Origin of the sequence: Paenibacillus sp. IHB B 3415, from assembly GCF_000802655.2 — a bacterium.
In the GTDB taxonomy this organism is placed as follows: domain Bacteria; phylum Bacillota; class Bacilli; order Paenibacillales; family Paenibacillaceae; genus Paenibacillus_AQ; species Paenibacillus_AQ phytohabitans.
The window spans coordinates 1-19,037 of record NZ_JUEI01000067.1; the positions used below are offsets into that span (position 1 = coordinate 1).

The window sequence follows — 19,037 nt, forward strand, 5'->3', positions numbered from 1 at the left end:
TTGCTGCTTCGCCCAGTCTCCCTTTGCTCCTGCTACCGCCGACATTCGAAGTAAAAACGCATAAGTTTCATTGTCCGGCAAGGGTACGCTACCAGTCGTGATGGATGGGTCGTAGTCACACGCTTTGGCCGCAGGCTGCTTGAAATACACACTCAGATCCTTTCCTGCTTCATAGTGGACCTCATCTACGCCCAGTGAAGCCAGCTTCTGACGCGCTTCTTCCGCCTGCAGGTGCACTGCAATCATCTGCGCCTTGTTCCCGAAGGTTTCGTAGACCTTAAAGGCCAGTTGCGCCTTCGCAATCTGGTCCCGCGCCGCGAAGATATCGTTCAGCTTGCTCTGCGCGGCAATAGCCTCCACGGTTCCCAGCCCCGCTGTTTGGATGACCACCCGCAGCTGCTTCACCGCCGGATCGCTATCCAGCTCATCCCGCCCCAGCAGAGCGGCGAACGAAGTGATTAGATTCGCTGCTGCCTTCTGCGCGGCCGTTGGAATCGCCGTCTGCCCGGCAATACTCTGGGTCCCAAAGCTCCCGAACATCCCCGCAAATAGACTGAACCGCTGGGTAAGCTCGTTTGCCTTCTGCTTGTTCTCCTCCTGGTTGACCGCAGGCTGCTTGAAATACACACTCAGATCCTTTCCTGCTTCATAGTGGACCTCATCTACGCCCAGTGAAGCCAGCTTCTGACGCGCTTCTTCCGCCTGCAGGTGCACTGCATTCATCTGTGTCTTGTTCCCAAATGTTTCGTAGACCTTAAAGGCCAGTTGCGCCTTCGCAATCTGGTCCCGCGCCGCGAAGATATCATTCAGCTTGCTCTGAGCGGCAATAGCCTCCACGGTTCCCAGCCCCACTGTTTGGATGATCACCCGCAGCTGCTTCACCGCCGGATCGCTATCCAGCTCATCCCGCCCCAGCAGAGCGGCGAATGAAGTGATTAGATTCGCTGCTGCCTTCTGGGCGGCGGTTGGGATCGCCGTCTGCCCGGCAAGACTCTGGGTCCCAAAGCTCCCGAACATCCCTGCAAATAAACTGAACCGCTGGGTAAGCTCGTTTGCCTTCTGCTTGTTCTCCTCCTGGAGACCTTCGACTCCCTTCAGAGCAGCCCGGATAATATCCTCCAGCTTCTCTGCTTCTACAGTTAATTCGTTAATCAGCACCTGGTCCAGTATTTCTTGCCAACTCCTCAATGTCTCTCATATTTACATTTCTTATTGCAGCATATTCAGCTTCTGCTGCACCATCATAATCCTTCATTCCTGAACCAGTAAATCTCTTACTTTCACCAGTCCCCCCAACCCCTTTAATCACGGGATTGAATTCATCCAGTAATGGCTTCGTTCCGCTTACAGTGTCTACATCCCCCAACGCTTTTATCTTACCAAATCCGCTTCCATTAATTCCACCGGGAGACTCTATTTGACAATTCTTATTCGATCCAATCTTCGGATTAAGGGTCCCCACCCCCAAGACTTCACTGATCCGGTCTGCACTCGCTGCTCCGCGCAGGGTCGATTCGAACTCGCTTACCAAATCACTGAGTATAAACTGCTGCTCCACTTGCATACCGTAGAACTGGGCTTCCAGCACTTGCTGCCGTTGCGTCTTGGGCCCCTGCTTCTCTCCTGTGAACAGTTCAATGAGCGGATCCACCAAATATTTGTCAATAAAATCCTTCTTCGCCGGCCGGCTCTCCCAATCCGTCAGATCTGTACCGCCCTTGTCTACCTGGGCATCATTGTTGATATCCCTGACCATCGCCTGATTCACGATTTCCCGCCAAGCCTCCGCGTTTGGATTCGTTAAAAGGAGGCTGCGGCCTCCTTGATGAAGGGCATCCAGTTGGTCCTTTGCCCACTGGCCTTTATTCCCCGGCTCCATGGCCATCCGCAGCAGCAGCAGATAGGATTCATTTTGTGCCAGCGGTACACTCTCCGTCTTGATCGACGGATCAGATTCGCAGGCCTGCAATGCGGGCTGCTTGTAGTACACACTCAGATCCTTCCCTGCTTCATAGTGGACCTCATCTACGCCCAGTGAAGCCAGCTTCTGACGCGCTTCTTCCGCCTGCAGGTGCACTGCAATCATCTGCGCCTTGTTCCCGAAGGTTTCGTAGACCTTAAAGGCCAGTTGCGCCTTCGCAATCTGGTCCCGCGCCGCGAAGATATCGTTCAGCTTGCTCTGCGCGGCAATAGCCTCCACGGTTCCCAGCCCCGCTGTTTGGATGACCATCCGCAGTTGCTTCACCGCCGGATCGCTATCCAGCTCATCCCGCCCCAGCAGAGCGGCGAATGAAGTGATTAGATTCGCTGCTGCCTTCTGGGCGGCGGTTGGGATCGCCGTCTGCCCGGCAAGACTCTGGGTCCCAAAGCTCCCGAACATCCGTTGACAAGGTATTCCAGTAGGTCATACTCAGCCGTGTCTGAACTTCTGGGTCATCCAGATTTAAAATCTCCTGATCTGACACGAAATCACGCGGATCATAGGGCCCAATTGTGGCCTGCGGCTTCATCAGCTCTAGTTGCTGCTTCGCCCAGTCTCCCTTTGCTCCTGCTACCGCCGACATTCGAAGTAAAAACGCATAAGTTTCATTGTCCGGCAAGGGTACGCTACCAGTCGTGATGGATGGGTCGTAGTCACAAGCTTTGACCGCAGGCTGCTTGAAATACACACTCAGATCCTTTCCTGCTTCATAGTGGACCTCATCTACGCCCAGTGAAGCCAGCTTCTGACGCGCTTCTTCCGCCTGCAGGTGCACTGCAATCATCTGCGCCTTGTTCCCGAAGGTTTCGTAGACCTTAAAGGCCAGTTGCGCCTTCGCAATCTGGTCCCGCGCCGCGAAGATATCGTTCAGCTTGCTCTGCGCGGCAATAGCCTCCACGGTTCCCAGCCCCGCTGTTTGGATGACCACCCGCAGCTGCTTCACCGCCGGATCGCTATCCAGCTCATCCCTCCCCAGCAGGGCGGCGAATGAAGTGATTAGATTCGCTGCTGCCTTCTGGGTGGCGGTTGGGATCGCTGTCTGCCCGGCAATACTCTGGGTCCCAAAGCTCCCGAACATCCCCGCAAATAGACTGAACCGCTGGGTAAGCTCGTTTGCCTTCTGCTTGTTCTCCTCCTGGAGTCCTTCGACTCCCTTCAGAGCCGCCCGGATAATATCCTCCAGCTTCTCTGCTTCTACAGTTAATTCGTTAATCAGCACCTGGGCATAATATCCTCCAGCTTCTCTGCTTCTACAGTTAATTCGTTAATCAGCACCTGGGCCTTCACCAAATGGCCGCCCATTGGAATACCGCCCCAACCGCTCGCCTGACCCTTCAGTTGCAGATACAGCCGGTTGGTATCCTGGCTTACCTGGCCTATTTTGGTCTGCAAGCGCTGGACTTCATCTGTATTGAATATTAATTTGGCGGAAGACAATCTGATCCCCTGCTTCCTGATCTTGGAAATGGCCGCCCATTGGAATACCGCCCCAACCACTCGCCTGACCCTTCAGCTGCAGATACAGCCGGTTGGTGTCTTGACTCACCTGGCCTATTTTCGTCCGCAGGCGCTGGACTTCGTCTGTATTAAATATAAGCTTTGTTGACGCCATGCGCTTCCTCCCTGCCTGCATCTAATAAAATTAGCTATGCAGCATGCTGCATAGCTAATTGCAATCTTATGTAGTGGAGCTCATGGAGTTGTGGTAGCAACGAATAGATTAGAAGCCTGATTGCGCCTTAATAACTGCAAGCGATAACTCTTTATATTTATCAGATACATTGTTCATGTGATCTCCTAGACCCTTTAATGCCTCGGAGAACTGTGTGAACGTTTTATCCATTGCATTAACCTTTTCCGTGAAATTCTTTGCTGCAGCATCATCCCACACCTGATTAAGATTCAGCGTCGTTGTCTTTACGTTTTTAATTAATGTGTCAAAATCCGTCTTTTGCTTCAGGATGACTCCTGCCTGTTTCTTCAATCCTTCATAGTCCAATGTAACTTTAGGGGTTGCCATAATTAACCGCTCCTTTAAATAATTGATTTTTATATAAAAATGAACTTGAAGAATCCTTTTAACCTATGAGATTTCCAAGTTCATTAGTATAGCTGCAATTGCCCTTATATTATTATCGGTTAACGGAATCAATAGTTTTATATATAATCCCTTTTAATATTATTTTTAACTTTACAGTAACTTTTTTGAAAATACTATCTCCCCTGCCCCTGATAGTCATTCCGCACCGAGAAATCCGATTCGAACAGGATTATATCTCCCGAGGTAAAGGAAAAGGTCTGCCCCATTTCATCTGTGTCTGCAGTCATCTGGCCTTCAATCGCCCACATATTGGCTTCAGGCGCCTTGTAACCCAGAATGCGGGTGCCGGCATCGTTATTTTTGACCGTATAAATTTCGAACTTCACCAGGATATAGCCGCCGGAAATGAACTCCTGTTCATGACCGTCCAGTGCGCCTCCATAATGATTCGCCAAAGTCACAATGTTAGTTCCCTTGGGCAGGATGTAAGGGGCAATCGGCAGGTTGTATTCCCCGTACCAGTGCTGCACGCTGCGTACTGCGGCAATAAGGTTTACTCCATTCGGAATATTCGTAGGTCCGACTAAGGTACGTGATGTATAAGGCAGAATTTCCAGGTTATAGCCTTCGGAAATTTCGGTTTTGCGCTTTACATACTTCTCGTAGAACTTCAGCCAATTAGTTTGTCCCCGCTGCGCCTCCGTGAGGATATAGTTATACTCATAGCTGGCCGCCGTGGATAACTCGCCGCCTGATATGTTCCGCAGGCCATCGGCTAAGCGGTAGGTGCGGGTATAGCTCAGCTTGTCCTTCGGTGAGCCGACGCCGATCATCTTATTGCCCGAACCCGAGACGTCATAGTACAGATCGACGGGCGCTGCACTTCCTCCAGTCTTCGGAATAAAGTAGAAGCTCGGCTCAATCCGGATTCCCTCTCCCGGCTGCCACAGATTCCCGATGGTCCGGAAATCGAATAGAAACGAGTAGCCGTTATGTGGAACCGTCAATTGCTCCGTGGGATGTGAACCTTTGCGGATTGGGAGATGCCACTGTTTTTGTCCGCTTAAAGCCGTCGGTGTTCCATTCTCATCGTTCCCACCCGTATAATACATTGCGCTGCTATGGTCAAGGTTGCCCGTTCCCGTGCGGAATACTTTTTCAAACCGGAAATCCCCGATATCCCAGATCCGAAAATCGAACAGCCGGCCGACCACACCGACATTGAAGCTCTCCGCTGCGCAGTAATTCGCCAGATTACCGTTCAGATTTACCTGACACAACTCCGCCCCGTCTGAAGGTGCATTAATTGCCCAGGATTGTGTATGAATGGTATAGTCCCCTTCGTTAACCCAAGTAGGCATGGTAAAGTTCATGTACGGTGTCCCGACAGGGATGTTGATCCAGGTGTTTTCCGGGTAATACTGCCCCTCTTGGAACACACCGAACGGAAACTGGATGCGTTTGTTCTGAGTGTACTTGCCATAATCCCGGTTGCCGTAGCCGGGAATGTTCAGGTGCTGCCCGCTCTCTGTGAAATGAACAGTAAAGGGCCGGTCCAGAATCAGCACCGTCCGGTCGTAATCCGGATCCATCCTCTGGTCGTAAGGACGGTTATCATCCGGGAGAAGCGAATAGTTGACGACTGGTGTGTGTACGGTTACGGAGTTAATACCATTGATCGGATACGACTGGTCTCCGCGTCCCTCCACATTCTCCGGCAGCATCGTGTAAAATATTGAACCAGAACTGCCCGCATTTGCGCGGTTGAGCAGACTCCGGTTAATCATCAACTGGCCTTGATAAAGTACATCGCCTCCGGTATCCTGCGGATCGGCAATCCTTCCCGGAACGGGCCCGGTCTTTGTAGAGACGGTGTCGTCCATAATTATCTGTCCGTTGAATACCAGCCGGTCATTCTGCACCTTTGGATCGTTCGTTTGCGATTCTGCAAGACTCTTAAGCTCATCTGTATCATCAACATCGCTCGGGCTTGGTTCATGGTCCCCGCCATCGACCACCTCCGGCGTAAACGATAGGGTTCCTGTCTCTTGGGGAACAACATGCTCCTCCACCACAGTGCTGTTGGCAAGTTCAAGCGCTGGAGGATTATAGTTATTAGGGTAAAGTGTGACTGAACCTCCCGGCAGTGCATAGTTCTCCATCAGTGCCCGGTCGATTTGATAGACAGATAACTGATCGATCTGCCAGTACGCATATTCTCTAGGCGTCAGTTCAAAGGTATAGGTTTTGTCAAAGGATGAATCTTTGGGAATTGGATCTTGGGGGATCGGCTCCCCATCTTCGCCCTCAAGATCATCCTGAGCTTCCTCCCATTTGGTCGGATATGTAACCTCTACACTGCAGGAATAGCGTATCTGCCCTGCCATATTGGCAAAGGTATGTTCAAATAAATAATTCTTTCCCCAAGCGTTGGCGTATAAATTATCTGAGGTAGGAATTCCGGTCGGTGCATCAAAATGTACCCCATTCGCCGCATCATCACCGAGAATCACCCCAGTCGCACCCGGTTCCATAAATGATGCTTGCGGAGCCGCGATCTTGTTCGGCGGTTGGATGGTGTAGGTGCACTTACCTAAGCCGGTTCCTTCTCCTGGTTCTCCTGGTTCATCAACTAGTTTGTAACTGGCTACCATATTGACTCCACCTACATAAACCTTAAAATTACGCTGAATTACAGCTGGATCGTTGGAAACTTTGCTTTGAATATATAGTTGTTCACCCTGTCTCAGGATTGGAGAAAGCCATGATTGATTGATTTCATAAGTACGTCCCCCACTTGACACTGTCTCGGGAAAAGATTTGATTATGTTATACCCGGCTTTATAATTGCCTATCAGTTGAGTACTCACGACCGCCCCGTTTGACAGCTTGAGTATCATCTTAACCGGATAGTCTTTTCCTTTAAAGGGAACTGCAACATCGAAGTATTGCCTAAAATCTTCTGGATGCGCCCAAGACTCCGCGTGTTTAATTTCATATAAAGTATGGTAAGGTCCAGAAACTTGAGTCGGATTTGATCTTGGGCCCGTTACTACTCGCATGATTGCGCTGGCGTACACGGGAGTACCTTCTGAAATGTTTTGTTCTGCACGGGCTTGTCCAATCGCCGCAAGTACTTCAGCTTCAGTCCACTCGAAAATTGTAGTTACTACGCCCCCGGAGATAGTCTCTGATTTCACATGTCCTCCACCAGAATCCTGTAACTTTATTTGTTGATTAGAGGGTAATAAGGTAGGGTCGCACTGTACCTCGCCGCCATAAGCTCCGGATGCTGCACATGTCGGCTGCGTATGTATATACCATCCTACTGTTTGGTATCTGATGCTGGATGTTGCTTCGTTGGAGGTAGTTATATAGGTAAATGCCCCGTCTTCAAAGTCGGCTAGAAAAGCAGCAGCAATACCTGAAAAAGGTGAAAACAACAATGAATTAAACAGAATAATTAATAAACAACACAGGCCCTTACTCCGCATCTTTCATCACTTCATTTCATAAAGTGTAGAGCTTTCGAACAAGCTGGAGATTGCATTTAATCTTTTGTTTTCACCATATTCACCATCGTAGCCTGCACCGTCATATTGATTAGAAGAAATACGTACATCTGCATAACCTTCATACCAGGCTCCTTTTTTCATATCCCCGGTAATTCTGAGCTTGGCAAGTTTTAAGTAAGCATCATCCAATAAATCTCTGTATTCACTAAAGCTATTAATTCTGAACCTGACTTTAGATCGAACTAACCAACCTACTCCTGAACTGTAGATCATCGAAGGTTCTGGATCGATTGAGCCCTCTATTTGAATCTTGTTCTTTATCACCCACTCAGCATATCTTTTGATTAGCTCAATCCGGTAAGAACTAACTTGACTCTCAAAGCTATAAGCTTCTTTGGCATAATTTTCCGGATGAATCGTTTTATAATCTACGTTTAATCGCATATCATACCCAAGCTTCATACGGTAACTAATCTTCTCCATATCTTCAAACGTTATCTTGTTACTACTAAACATCTTTGCTCCAGTCTTAGCGTCATCGGCATAGTAGATATTGGTATGCTCCATTTCATACATTTCATTAGGAATGTCCTCCAGGATATAGGGATAATCCTTATAATTCTTCGGAAGATTTGTAGTACGGATGCGTCTACCGAAATAATCCAAATTGCCAGGATCTTTACCAGGTGTGCGAATATAAATGCTTTGAGTAGACTCCTTTACTTCGACTTCTGCAGATAAGAGATCCCTAACAACGGTTAACGGAATCATTGTCACCCCGTCTTTCTGCACAACCATAGCACCCACTCCTGTAGGAACCCCGTTTACCTTGGCATAGGAAGAACCTACTGTCAGAACTATTTTGTTGGATTTTTGCATCAAAGTTAAGGTCTTGGTACTTGCATTCCAGTCAGATTGGATACCCAGTTTGCCCGAGATCATACGGAAAGGGATCATTGTAATTCCATTATCTAAATAAGGATGTCCCGTTGTCAGCGGATATTTAATACCATCCATGATAACGTTCACTGCTTTGGCAGATGTGCCTGCTGCTCCCGCCGTATTCGTTAACAATGCTAAACTTACAAGGATGCCCAAGATAATAGTTAGACTCCTTCTTTTTCCTGACCTAATCACTGCTAGATTGCATAACCTAAACTTCCTCATTTTCATCTCTCCTTTGCTTTTTCTATAAAAATTCCACATCTCTTTCACCTAACCGCACAATCCTCCACAAAATACCCTTTCCTCGCAGCCTCCTCCGGATCGAACAGGCTCTCAATCACATTTGCTCCGCCAGGCAAGCAGCTTTCACCATAGGCCGTGCGCCGGCCTGCTGCATTCCGGGTTCCGATCAGCACCTTGCGCCGCATGACCGCGCCGCTGCCGAGGGAATAAGCATCCAGCAGCTCCCCGCCGGGAAGCGGATAGCCTTGTATAAAAGCCATCATCCCCACATCCTGTATCGACTGCTCCTGAAGACCGCGCGGCAGTGTGAACTGGATGGACAAGCCCATCCGCTTCACCAGCTCCAGGTGCCTGTTAATGGCCGTGGCCAGATCCTGTTCGACCAGTGAAGTGATCGTGCTCTGGCGGATCTCACGGAATAGCTCAAGTGAGTTGATAGGCGCGAGACTCGTCTCTGCAGCTAGCTCCGCGTAATCTCCCTCATAGAATTTATTGGCCCCAGTATCGTATATCCGGGCATTATCGTCCAAAGTGAAGTAGAGCAAATTACCATTACGAAGCTTGTAATAGTAAGGCCGCTCCGGCCAGCTGACAGGCTTAAGCTCCTTTTCTCCCCCATTACTGGCTGTATCATCGAGCGTCACCAGTGTATAACCGCTATAACCGAACATCACAAGGGCTGGCATATGCATTTTCAGATTGTTCAATTCAGCCCTATTATTCTCCAGTCCGAATTTCAGCGCCAGGTTACTGTAAAACACACTCAGCACATCCTGATCCAGCTTCAGCTGGCGTTCCCGGCCATAATGGACTGCTGTTATCGTCGGCTGCATTTCCAGCCGGGACAGATAGTCTCCGGCATCATCCACTGCGGCCTGAAAATCATCGGAATAACGTTTGTACTGGTCTTCATTAAAGACCCGGAGGTCTTCTCTAGTATCATTAATAAGCACTAGCGGTATTACTATAATCAGAAAAACAAGCACTACACTAAGGGGCTTCACTTCGCACCATTCCCCCGTACTTCAAATTGAGCGGAATCAGCTCACTCTGGAACAACATCGACCGCATCCGCGAAGCCAGTGTCGTCCCTGCGGATTCCAGCCGGACATTGAACAGATCACCGACATGCATGGTGAACCTTCTGCCCGGAGCATCTGCAGCAAGCGAAGCTGCTGATCCGGGATACAAGACTCCCAATATATCCTTGTTAAAATATCCGTCATACCTGACACTGAAGCTGTTCTGGAAGGTGGAATAATCATCAGGATTGGTGTATAGAGGCTCCAGGTTCTTTTTGTAATATTCCATTTGAACATCGAATACCGCATATGAAGCATCCAGCGTATGAAGAAACCGCTCATAATCTCCGACATCCACATACCCTTTGGCACGAACCGTATCTACGAACTCCACCACAGCCGCATTCGCTGCAAGCTTCGTATTCCTCTCTACTACCTCTGATTGGCGGAAGGCCGGGTAGACTCCAAACACAAAGGCCAGCAGAATCACGATAATTACACCTTTTAGCGCATCTGCCATGAGGCTCCTCCTTTCTCAGCGGGAAGCAGAGATTTCCGTAACCATCTCATTAGTCCGCGTAACCCTTAGCTCATAGGCAGCGCCAGGCACTCCCCGCAGATCCACTGCATCAAGGTCTGTTTCTTCATTAAATACAATGCCGTCTATCACTAAAATGTAATCCCCTTCGAGTGCCTGAGGAATCATACCGATTAGCTGCTCTCCTGAGACTTTCTTCAAATCACCGGTCCCTGTATAGGGGGCTAATGCAACTGTAGCCTGCTCCGGCCGACTGGCCTGAACAGTGCTGTCAGCTTCCAGGCGCAGAAACGTAAAGCCGCCAATTACGAACATGATCCAGGCAAATAGGGTTAGCAGGAATTGGGTAGCGGTTTTCATTTGCCGGCTTTATTCTGATCAAATTCGATTAGTCGGACTTCACCATTCTTGTCCCTGAATACGTTAGCTTTAAATGCAGACTGTGTGTTTACATTGCAATTATCATCATTGGGAACATCGTTATCGCTTAAATCCAGCATCTGGGACACACTATAATCCTTAAGGCCTGAGTTATCACCAAAGTGAAACTGCACTTCAGTTTCTCCTTTATCTTCTTTCTTTGTTGGGAGAGCATAATAGGTGGCATATGTATTACTCGCATGAAATCCTTTTTTGTTCACTCCAGTTTTTATAATAATGGAGAATTGTGGCCGCCCCTTATATTTCATAGCGGCATTAATTACATCCTGTCCTGAGACATCCTTATTATCATAGCTGTTGAACTCTGCCTGATTAATCATCTGGGTCTGGGCCAAGGTCTGTTCTTGCGCGCGAATGAAGTAATTATTAATCACCAGATAAATACTCACTCCTGCTGCGACGATCAGAATAGTGACAATAATACCAATCACCCATTTCAGCCCGGTTGAAATATTCTCCATGACATTCTCTCCTCACCTTGGTTTCTAGTTCTGAGTAAATACAATCAACCTGACTTCATCATTCTGATCCCGGTAAATATTGGATTTGAACCGGCCAAGTGTATTGACTGTACAATTATGATCATTTGTTATATCCAGCATTTCAGATACGCTTTGCTCTGGGCCCCCATCTGGATCTGATAATTCCACTACACCACCCTCTGCAGGCTCTATATAATAAGTATCATAAGTATTCTCCGCATAAAACCCATCTGTATTTTCCCCAGTCTCAATTTTAATCGCAAACTGCGGACGCCCCTTATACCGCATCGCCGCATTGATTACATCCTGGCCGGATACATCCTTGTTGTCGTAGCTGTTAAATTCTGCCTGATTAATCATCTGGGTCTGAGCCAGCGTCTGCTCCTGGGCGCGGATGAAGTAGTTGTTAATGATCAGGTAAATACTTACACCTGCGGCGATGATTAGAATGGTAACGATAATGCCGATGACCCATTTTAGACCCGTTGAAATATTTTCCATGAAGTTCTCCTCCTCGCATTATATTGAAAGGTTTCTTCTATACTGTCAGTCCAACAGCACTACTGTGCCTGAAAATAAATAGCCGCAATCCGCTCGTTCTTGTCTTTGATCAGCTTAGCCCTGTACCTGGATTGGGGGCTTATGTAATACGAACCGGATGCGTCCGAAATATCCTCATCGGTCCGGCTATAACTGGTGCCTTCCTTGAACTCCCCGTTCGAATAATCAAAATTACGGCAGGAGCCCTCCCCGCTCGGATTCATACTAAATTCCCTGGTGGATACATCCTGACCGTAGACATAAGGTCTTTGAACATAGAGGCAGAAGCCCGGCTGTGACTCATAGCGGCGGTAAGCTGTAAGAATCTGTGAGCCGCTGACCAGCTGATTATCGAAGGCGGAATATTGCTGCTCCGACAACGCCCTCGCCTGTGCTGCTGCCTGGCTGTTCGCAAGCTCAACTACAGGCTGTGTTTTCCCCCACAGGAACAGGCCGGAGGATATAATGGCCAGCGTGATCAGAATCGATATGGTTGTTTTTAAAAAGCTTGCTATATTCTCCATGCCTGTAGCTCCTTCACATTTTGCCGGTCACAACAGTCAGGTCGCCCAGCTGCTGGAAGGCCATATAGACGAAGGGAAGCAGTAAATATAAGGTGAACGTTGCCTGCATCGGCAAGAACCCGAACATTTTGCCCAGTGTACTTTTCCTGCTGATTACCTTCTCGTAGTGCTCCTTGCGCTGATCCATCGCGAATGCTCTTTCGGCATCCATATCATCGAATGCTTTTTTTACCGGAATCAGATCAGCAGCAACCTGCAGGCGGTCAGCCAGCCGTTCCAGGGGAACAAAACGCGCATCCTCCTTCAGCTTCTCAATGGCATCCCAGCCTCCCGCTTCATAATCCAGCATGCAGCGCAACAGCTGCCGCTCAAAGATATAACTGTAACGGTGCAGCCACTCTATAATTTCATACACGCTGATATTCGGAAATTGCGACAGCATCATCGACAGCGTATTGAAGCCGTCCACTTCATTCTGCATTTCCCATTTCCGCAGCTGGGTGCGGATGATCAGGTATGCATCCGGGATGAAGAAGCCTGCCGCAGCCAGCCCGAATGCCAGCAGCAGCTCATACCATTTGTAATATTCCCGGTGGTACTGCTCCACTCTGTTCATCAGCTGCTGTGCATAGGCATTCTGGTCCAGGCTAGACTGAAGAAACGGCTTATGCTCGGCCTGCTCCTGAATATATAGCAGCATCTGATCCGGTGTAATATCTCTCGCTACCAGCTCTCCGATCAGCGACTGCTCGAAGGCATAACGTTCCTCACTGAGCATCTTCTGGGATTCCGTCTGATTCCCTCCCGTCGTAATCAGTACATTGGGATGGAGGAGGTTATGCCTGATATTCACATGGATAGAGAACTGAATAATCACTACGAGCAGGAATATGCCCACTGCAGCCAGGGTCTTCTGTAAGTAGTAGGCATGATGGGACAGGCCGGAGTTGGCATCCTTCAATACACCCGCTACCTTAAAGTGGACGGGTTCATGCTCTTCCGGAGTAATCCGGTCCGTTACCCTGTAGACCCACTTGTTCTTCAATAACCGGTTTAACCACTTGCCTTCATCCTTAATAGCCTGCGTATCCTCATCAACACCCTTCAGAATCCGCAAGGCAACGAACGATACAATAAACGTAATGTACAGCAGAATCAGTGAATACAATCCCCAAGCGGAATTATAGTAATTAGTCACAATCGGAAACATGCTCTCTGCCCATTTGCGGATCGGGTCCAGCATGAATACCGGTGACACCGCTACAAAAACAATCCCGTACAACAACCGGTCAATGCGCTCACGGCGGTTGATATCCATATGGATCTCTTCTCTGATATTGCCAAGCATGGACAGATAGATAGAGCGCTCGCCCTTATGAATATCCGCATCGCCATATTCACCTATCTTGTAGCTCACTCCAGCCAACTGCTTCATATACCGGTTAGGTGCAACCTCATAATATCGCTGCAGCTCATCTTCCGGGTCCACCGCTGCAAGAATGCCGGCAATCTGTCTGGCATGCATAGCCACCATAGGCTTGGAACGCTCTGCAGAATTCTCCAGGCTGACCTGCACCATATGTGTCTGATGATATTCATGGCGGATATCCAGAATCATGGAAGACTGGTCATACAGCATCTGCTTGGCCAGACGGCCTATGAAGAGGTCGCTTAGAATTCCTCCCAGATATATGGAGACCAGCATAATGGTTGCACGGCTGACCCAGGAAGAGGTCCAGAGAAAGGACAGCAGCGAGATCAGCAGAATACAGGCAACGATCATTAGAGTCAGTGCAGCTGCACGGCTTCTGATCATAATTTCATTTCCGGCATGAATTAAGGTGAGGCGGGACCGCATCCGGTGGAGCAGTTTTTTGATGACCGGAAGTTCATCAAGTACCGGATAGGCCTTATGAGCTTGTTCCAGCCATCTTTTGTCCTTGGTACGTGTAGGCAGCAGTGCCTTCAGGCGCCTTTGTTCCTGATATTGCGTGCCCTTCAGCTTACGCTGCACAATGCTGAGCAGGACAAGCAGGAGAGCCAGCAGGATGACGGATGTAACGAGAACAATCAGCACTATATTTTGCAGACTCATGCAGATTGCCCCCAGTACTTATCAATAAATGCAGTGAACTCCGCCGCATCATCCTCATCCATATTCTTACGCATTTCATCAATTTTCCGGCTGCTGATTGGATGCTTGACCACGTATTCTCCGGCTTCCCAGACAATGATATCCTTGTAATCATAAGAACGCCTGTCAGTCATCCGCCCGAAATATTCAGTCATGGTATCCATAAAAGCATCCAGCTTGTCCGTAATTTCAGCGCGCTCTGCGTAACTCCGGGGATATTCGAACTGAGGGTCGGCCGGAATAATCTCCGTAATCCGCTCAATGTAACGTTTGCCGGCTCTGAGTACCAGATGTACGTTGAAGCCCAGCGCCTCAACCACCTGCACCTCGGCAATTTTTTCATTGCTGAACGCTCCCGAGGCAATCAGGCTGTTGCGGAGTGCACTGACGAGATTTGCCAGTGTTTTGCCGTGATGGGTAAACAAGGTATACTCAGAGGCCACCTGGGCCGCCTGAATGACATAACTGACCACACTGTGAGTGGCGGCTTCGCCGACAATGTTAACCGCACCATCTGTTTTCTTTTGTACATCCAGCCCGTCCTGCCCGCTGACCGAGGGCGTTTCCCGAAAGGAAAGTATGTTTTTTCCCGGATACATTTTTCTCGCCCAAATTTCAAAAGAGGTCTCCTGAATCCGGATATTCTTCGCATCAATATATTTGATTAGCGCTTTGAGCAGCGTTGTTTTACCCGATCCCTGTCTTCCTGTAATTGCAGTTACCTGATGACCAAGGATGAGGTAGACCAGCATATGAATAGCAAGCGGCGCACCCTGATCTTTGATCTGCTGGTCCAGTTCTACCAGTGAATCATTGAATTTGCGGACAAAGAACGCCCAGCTCTCTGCCATTTTGGGCCTCACCACCACGACACGGCTGCCGTCAGCCATATCGTTGATGATATAACCCTTGGATTCATTCAGCTGGCCTGGATTGCCGAAGCCGTAAATGTTCTGGCAGACCCGCTTCAGCTCCTTCTCGGAACCGAAGCTCAAGAATTCCAGATGAAGCGATTTCCCTCGGTAGAACGTCCATACCGCATCATAGGATTGCGGAATGAAATGCTGCTGTTTGGTATATTCCAGAAAATCAGTGGTCTGTACGACATCCGGGGGCATCCCGCTTGTTCCGCCATTCACACCGTCGATATTCTGGTCCCGCAGCTCATCAATGACCCCAAGACCTTTATAAATTTGATACGCCCGTTGTACAATAATTTCAATCTTGTCCTGCATGGACAATCTCGGCTGCTCCGATTGATAGATATGGCGGATCTGCTCTTCTGTAATCTTGTATCCCCGGGAACCGTCAGGCAGTCTTTGCAGAGTATCCAGACTATATTTGCTTACCATTACATTAAATGCATCCTGCCCGTGATCTTTCTTGAAGACATGGAGCAGGATATCAAAGCAATCCTGTGAAGTCAGACGGCCCGCATGGCCGAAGCTGATGATCTTGTCCACATTCCCTTCATCCAGACCATAGGTCTGCACCAGCAGATCCTTCATGTACAGCTTGACGTATTTCTTGGCAGATAAATCACCATGCATGCAGCTTCTAAGCGCCTTCTGCAATTCTCTGCGCCGTGCTTTGCGGCGGTTATATTCTTCTTCGCTCGGACTGCCTTCATAGAGGGAAGAGGCGATAATCTCCTCGAACGCACGTCTCAGAAACAGCACGATTTCATTCATATCGTATTTCAGCTGCACGGATGGCGGAGCCGAGTTTTTACGTCTGCCCAGCCATAAGAACAGGAATACTCCAATAATAATCAGGACTATAAATATCAGGATAAGATTAATCATTTGCAGCTTCCAATTCCGGCAAGGCGGATATTTCCAGTGTCTGAAGAATAAGCTGGCCCATCCCGCGCACTGCAGCAGTGAAAGTTCCGTCTTCACTAAATTCCAGAAAACGGGTCCGGACCTCCCTAGCTTTCAGCAGGAACGGCACGGTCCGGCGTTCGTTCTGTGCATCCATGAACCCGGTATGATAAGGAACTATGCCGACAGCAGATTTTTTCAGCCGGTATTGTTTAATAATTCTTTCCTTATTCATCCTTGAGCTGCGCTCGTAGGCACCCAGGCAATAGAGCACTTGCTTGTCGCCCGGCACAGGCGATCTTCCGCTTGTCTCAAAATAAGTGTTCAGGCTCACCTGATTTTGGCTCAGATTCACAACAACCAGATCCGCCTGCTCCATTACCAGTGATACCACTTCCGGGTCATCTTCGGCCGAGAGGTCCACAAACAGCAAATCATAAAATCTTCTATAATCTTTAAAAATATGCGGAAGCAACAGCTTGGCCGTGTGCTTCTCTGTATTCAAAGATCCGCTTAACAGCTCCAGGCGGTCTTTAAGAATAGATTCCGCATGATCTCTTATCCCCTCGGGGGTAAGCATCCCGCACTGCACCAGCCGCTCAATGGCATCCATCCCCCCGGAAGTCGCCGCCTGAGCAGCCGCCCTTGTCTGAGAGAATACGTACTCAAGTACCCCTTGCTTCAAATGCGTGTGCGTCATCAGCACCCGGATATGATGATCCAGTGCAATCGTTGCCGCCACAACGGCCATATTTGAAGTTGTTCTCCCCTGCCCTCGGGCAGGCCCCCAAAACGCTACCAGCACCTTTACTCCCCCCGTTTCCTCGCATACTGCCATAGTTTCTTGATGTCATTCTTAGGCACATTGCCGATTTCAATTAAAAAATCATTTACAGCCACGGCAAAATCCTTATCCACCTTAAGATTCACCCGTCCATCATGAACCCAGTCAATTCTCCGCTCTGCGCTGGTGATATAACTAATCTTGGAGGTGATTACCGGGTAATACCGGTCCACATATTTCAGTCCAAGCCCGCATTCCTCTTCGATAACCACCAGAAGGGCAGGCATATGCTTTTGATCCAGCAATTTATCCACATGTTCCATAGCCTGGCGTTCATAGCTGGTTGCAAACACAATCTGCTCATCCTCCAGTCCTTCAGGATAACCATGATGCCAGTCATACAGGACAATATCCGGTCTGTCAGCCACATCCGGCTCAGCATTCCGTATCTGTATCCCCGATACTTCTCCATCGAAATATTGATAATGTCTGTGATTGTCCGAAATGATCATGACATCATTGTTGTAATAGCCTTTTAACAGAATAGCGGCTACCAGGATGAAATCATGTTTCTCGCAATCTCCGGCGACAACAATATTCAAATCTGTCACTCTCCTTCCAGCAGACTGTCTTCGCCTGTAGCTTCTGTATTCATCCCGCCTGCCGAACTCTGGTCTGCGCTGGAATCCACAGGTGCCTGATTACTCTGGTCAATGATTCCGTTAACTGATTGGCTGTTGTCCACTTGGGCAGCCTCATCGGCTGCGGCTGCAGCTCCCTGCTCCGATTTCCGCTTAATCACACCGCTGCCGCTAGGGGCGTCGGCCCCGACACGTATGTTATCTTCATCTTCAAGGGCTTCAAGCCGTTTCTCCAGCTCTTTACGCAGATCCTCAGCCAGGCTCCACTTGGCCTGATCAATAATAAAGGGATTGCTTTTAATGACTTTCAATACATCCAGGTTAGGCACATAATTCACTACTGGCTCCGGCTGAAGCTCAGGCTCCACATACTGCTTCATATACAGCTCAGCATTGTTAATATAGGCATCGACTAAGGCTGCCTGAAGCAGCTGCGCTTCTTCTTCACTATCGTTGAAGAATGTATACTGATTCCCCAGATCAACATCCTCGAGCGATTTCTTTCCAACAACTATGTAATCCTCACCGTTAGGAAATACGATTCGGATATCGACAACATCCCGTTTGGTCAGCCGCAGCGGAAGCTTGATATACTCTGTCTCTTCCTTACGTTCCGAAGGCTCAAGTCTCGCCTCATCACGCACCATCTCAGTAGTTACCGCTGTCCCCGGCATGGCATTGATCTTCAGGTATTTGCCGACGATCCCCTTGGAATCGCCGATCAGATTGTCCGGAGAAGAGAATTTGGGAAGCTTCTCTGCCATTACATCCTCTGCGGTAATTGCCTCACCGGCAAGCTTGGCGGAGACGAGAACATAGGCTGTCTGGGACTGGTCCATATACCGCTGCAGGACATCATCCTTGTCCGCCAGTTGTGCTTCATAAGCGGCCCGCTCATCAATTAGCCTGGCATTGTAGTGACGGTAGGTTGCGAACCATACCCCGGATGTTGCGACGGCAACAAGACAACCTGAAATTATCGTGTATCTCAACATTTTTTTCCGCTTGCGTACTGCCACTTCATAACCTCATTTCTACTGCTATTTGGTATTCCCAGTCATTTTCACTGCAGCTGCTCTAGCCTGATCCGCAGCTGCTTTAGCGCGATCAGCGGTAGCCTTTTCTTCTGCCTGCAGTATATCGGCATACTTCAACATATCCGATTCGAGGCTGCTTATAACCTGTTTGAATGACTCCATCTTTCTGATCCAGTCCGTGCAGTGATTCTTGAACTCTTCCCCGCCTAAATCCACCCAATAACCGGGAAGTCCGGCAATGGCAGCTGTCATCTTATCTTTGCAATCCTGGGCGGGAGTCAGCAGCTGATGACAATTAAACGCAAGTCCACGAACCGTGCCTGAATTCATATGTATTTACCTCCTT

The 19,037-nt window shown here is 48.9% G+C and carries 19 protein-coding genes and 1 pseudogene; all 20 read right to left on the reverse strand.

Annotated elements, in window-relative coordinates; genetic code table 11:
• Positions 1–1,188: pseudogene (locus QW71_RS41035) on the reverse strand (hypothetical protein); the annotation flags it as partial.
• On the reverse strand, positions 1,148–2,380 hold the full coding sequence (locus tag QW71_RS26355; RefSeq protein ID WP_152679864.1) for a hypothetical protein: 1,233 nt from the start codon (positions 2,378–2,380) through the stop codon (positions 1,148–1,150). The pseudogene QW71_RS41035 and the gene QW71_RS26355, both read right to left, overlap by 41 nt.
• The gene (locus QW71_RS41040; RefSeq protein WP_039306306.1) at positions 2,265–3,200 is read right to left on the reverse strand and encodes a hypothetical protein; all 936 of its coding nucleotides are present in this window, start codon (positions 3,198–3,200) and stop codon (positions 2,265–2,267) included. The genes QW71_RS26355 and QW71_RS41040 overlap by 116 nt, the downstream gene beginning before the upstream one ends.
• On the reverse strand, positions 3,194–3,418 hold the full coding sequence (locus QW71_RS41045; protein WP_200905978.1) for a hypothetical protein: 225 nt from the start codon (positions 3,416–3,418) through the stop codon (positions 3,194–3,196). The genes QW71_RS41040 and QW71_RS41045 overlap by 7 nt, the downstream gene beginning before the upstream one ends.
• Positions 3,384–3,593 (reverse strand): hypothetical protein, encoded by a 210-nt coding sequence (locus QW71_RS26370; RefSeq protein ID WP_039306311.1) that lies wholly within the window; start codon positions 3,591–3,593, stop codon positions 3,384–3,386. The genes QW71_RS41045 and QW71_RS26370 overlap by 35 nt, the downstream gene beginning before the upstream one ends.
• Before the next feature lie 108 nt (positions 3,594–3,701).
• The gene (locus tag QW71_RS26375; protein WP_039306314.1) at positions 3,702–4,001 is read right to left on the reverse strand and encodes a WXG100 family type VII secretion target; all 300 of its coding nucleotides are present in this window, start codon (positions 3,999–4,001) and stop codon (positions 3,702–3,704) included.
• Between the two features lie 194 nt (positions 4,002–4,195).
• Entirely contained in the window at positions 4,196–6,676 is a 2,481-nt protein-coding gene (locus QW71_RS26380) for a DUF5704 domain-containing protein (protein WP_052770255.1), read from the reverse strand.
• Positions 6,677–7,522: 846 nt separating this feature from the next.
• Positions 7,523–8,743 carry a copper amine oxidase N-terminal domain-containing protein gene (locus QW71_RS26385; RefSeq protein WP_235441557.1) on the reverse strand — a complete coding sequence of 407 codons (1,221 nt, stop codon included), beginning with the start codon at positions 8,741–8,743 and terminating at the stop codon, positions 7,523–7,525.
• A gap of 5 nt (positions 8,744–8,748) precedes the next feature.
• Complete coding sequence (locus QW71_RS26390; protein WP_039306319.1) at positions 8,749–9,729, reverse strand: hypothetical protein; 981 nt, start codon at positions 9,727–9,729, stop codon at positions 8,749–8,751.
• Positions 9,716–10,267 (reverse strand): hypothetical protein, encoded by a 552-nt coding sequence (locus QW71_RS26395; RefSeq protein WP_039306323.1) that lies wholly within the window; start codon positions 10,265–10,267, stop codon positions 9,716–9,718. The genes QW71_RS26390 and QW71_RS26395 overlap by 14 nt, the downstream gene beginning before the upstream one ends.
• A gap of 15 nt (positions 10,268–10,282) precedes the next feature.
• A complete protein-coding gene (locus QW71_RS26400; RefSeq protein WP_039306326.1) occupies positions 10,283–10,645 on the reverse strand; it encodes a hypothetical protein in 363 nt (120 codons plus the stop codon).
• The gene (locus QW71_RS26405; RefSeq protein ID WP_039306329.1) at positions 10,642–11,187 is read right to left on the reverse strand and encodes a hypothetical protein; all 546 of its coding nucleotides are present in this window, start codon (positions 11,185–11,187) and stop codon (positions 10,642–10,644) included. The genes QW71_RS26400 and QW71_RS26405 overlap by 4 nt, the downstream gene beginning before the upstream one ends.
• Positions 11,188–11,211: 24 nt before the next feature.
• Positions 11,212–11,709, reverse strand: coding sequence for a hypothetical protein (locus QW71_RS26410; protein WP_039306332.1), 498 nt, complete (start codon positions 11,707–11,709; stop codon positions 11,212–11,214).
• Positions 11,710–11,768: 59 nt separating this feature from the next.
• A complete protein-coding gene (locus tag QW71_RS26415) occupies positions 11,769–12,272 on the reverse strand; it encodes a hypothetical protein (RefSeq protein ID WP_039306335.1) in 504 nt (167 codons plus the stop codon).
• Positions 12,273–12,285: 13 nt separating this feature from the next.
• The gene (locus QW71_RS26420) at positions 12,286–14,367 is read right to left on the reverse strand and encodes a hypothetical protein (protein ID WP_039306337.1); all 2,082 of its coding nucleotides are present in this window, start codon (positions 14,365–14,367) and stop codon (positions 12,286–12,288) included.
• Positions 14,364–16,211: a Flp pilus assembly complex ATPase component TadA gene (locus tag QW71_RS26425; RefSeq protein ID WP_039306340.1), complete on the reverse strand. Its 1,848-nt coding sequence runs from the start codon at positions 16,209–16,211 to the stop codon at positions 14,364–14,366. Before QW71_RS26425 ends, QW71_RS26420 begins: the two co-directional genes overlap by 4 nt.
• Positions 16,204–17,034 carry a hypothetical protein gene (locus QW71_RS26430; RefSeq protein ID WP_152679865.1) on the reverse strand — a complete coding sequence of 277 codons (831 nt, stop codon included), beginning with the start codon at positions 17,032–17,034 and terminating at the stop codon, positions 16,204–16,206. The genes QW71_RS26425 and QW71_RS26430 overlap by 8 nt, the downstream gene beginning before the upstream one ends.
• Positions 17,035–17,036: 2 nt before the next feature.
• On the reverse strand, positions 17,037–17,615 hold the full coding sequence (locus QW71_RS26435) for a hypothetical protein (RefSeq protein WP_039306346.1): 579 nt from the start codon (positions 17,613–17,615) through the stop codon (positions 17,037–17,039).
• Positions 17,616–17,620: 5 nt separating this feature from the next.
• A complete protein-coding gene (locus QW71_RS26440) occupies positions 17,621–18,673 on the reverse strand; it encodes an SAF domain-containing protein (RefSeq protein WP_039306348.1) in 1,053 nt (350 codons plus the stop codon).
• Between the two features lie 21 nt (positions 18,674–18,694).
• Positions 18,695–19,021: a hypothetical protein gene (locus QW71_RS26445; protein WP_039306350.1), complete on the reverse strand. Its 327-nt coding sequence runs from the start codon at positions 19,019–19,021 to the stop codon at positions 18,695–18,697.
• Positions 19,022–19,037: the final 16 nt, after the last annotated feature.

Bases quoted from the DNA above. Each gene is read 5' to 3' on its own strand.
- QW71_RS26355 (WP_152679864.1), bottom strand. From the start codon at position 2,380: ATGTTCGGGAGCTTTGGGACCCAGAGTCTTGCCGGGCAGACGGCGATC.
- QW71_RS26370 (WP_039306311.1), bottom strand. From the start codon at position 3,593: ATGGCGTCAACAAAGCTTATATTTAATACAGACGAAGTCCAGCGCCTG.
- QW71_RS26375 (WP_039306314.1), bottom strand. From the start codon at position 4,001: ATGGCAACCCCTAAAGTTACATTGGACTATGAAGGATTGAAGAAACAG.
- QW71_RS26380 (WP_052770255.1), bottom strand. From the start codon at position 6,676: ATGGTAGCCAGTTACAAACTAGTTGATGAACCAGGAGAACCAGGAGAA.
- QW71_RS26385 (WP_235441557.1), bottom strand. From the start codon at position 8,743: ATGTGGAATTTTTATAGAAAAAGCAAAGGAGAGATGAAAATGAGGAAG.
- QW71_RS26395 (WP_039306323.1), bottom strand. From the start codon at position 10,267: ATGGCAGATGCGCTAAAAGGTGTAATTATCGTGATTCTGCTGGCCTTT.
- QW71_RS26400 (WP_039306326.1), bottom strand. From the start codon at position 10,645: ATGAAAACCGCTACCCAATTCCTGCTAACCCTATTTGCCTGGATCATG.
- QW71_RS26405 (WP_039306329.1), bottom strand. From the start codon at position 11,187: ATGGAGAATATTTCAACCGGGCTGAAATGGGTGATTGGTATTATTGTC.
- QW71_RS26410 (WP_039306332.1), bottom strand. From the start codon at position 11,709: ATGGAAAATATTTCAACGGGTCTAAAATGGGTCATCGGCATTATCGTT.
- QW71_RS26415 (WP_039306335.1), bottom strand. From the start codon at position 12,272: ATGGAGAATATAGCAAGCTTTTTAAAAACAACCATATCGATTCTGATC.
- QW71_RS26420 (WP_039306337.1), bottom strand. From the start codon at position 14,367: ATGAGTCTGCAAAATATAGTGCTGATTGTTCTCGTTACATCCGTCATC.
- QW71_RS26425 (WP_039306340.1), bottom strand. From the start codon at position 16,211: ATGATTAATCTTATCCTGATATTTATAGTCCTGATTATTATTGGAGTA.
- QW71_RS26445 (WP_039306350.1), bottom strand. From the start codon at position 19,021: ATGAATTCAGGCACGGTTCGTGGACTTGCGTTTAATTGTCATCAGCTG.